The 516-nt window shown below is 57.4% G+C and carries 1 pseudogene; it reads right to left on the bottom strand.

Annotated features, from left to right (window positions below):
• A pseudogene (locus tag MMA19_RS26495) lies at window positions 1-400 on the bottom strand (proline/glycine betaine ABC transporter permease ProW); the annotation flags it as partial.
• Window positions 401-516 lie beyond the last annotated feature (116 nt).

The following is a 516-nucleotide window of genomic DNA, read 5'->3' on the forward strand; positions in this document are numbered from 1 at the left end:
TTAGCGAAACCAGCGTCGCCACGCCCATTCCGACCCCGGAAATCTGCCAGGCGATGAGAGCGAAAACGATAATCGCCACCGGCGCGGGCATACCCAGCAGCAATTGCTGGAAACCGTTGAGGATGTAATCAACCGGAACGCGCACGCCCTGAAAGACGGGACGAAAATGGGTAACGACCCAGTCGATCCCTTCAGTGACCCAACTGTCGAGCGGGATCAGCGTTTTATGGAACGGATCGAGAATATTAAAATGCTCGACGTTTGGCGCAGGCGTACTGGTCAGCCAGTCAGCACCACCGCCGTCAGTCGGTGCAGTCGTCGGTGTACCCCAGGCGTCTGCGGATTGCGCGGCACTGTCCGCCGCTGGCGTGGTATCCCACGGATTATTTTGATCAGCCATTATTTACCCCCTCACGATCTAAAGCGCGCAGCAGCATTCCTTTCGAAATGATGCCGACATACTGTTGGTCCTCGTCGACCACGGGCACCGCACAGGGTGCATGTCCGACATGAGAG

It is taken from the genome of Vibrio sp. CyArs1, assembly GCF_022432925.1.
GTDB classification, from domain to species: Bacteria; Pseudomonadota; Gammaproteobacteria; order Enterobacterales; family Vibrionaceae; genus Vibrio; species Vibrio mediterranei.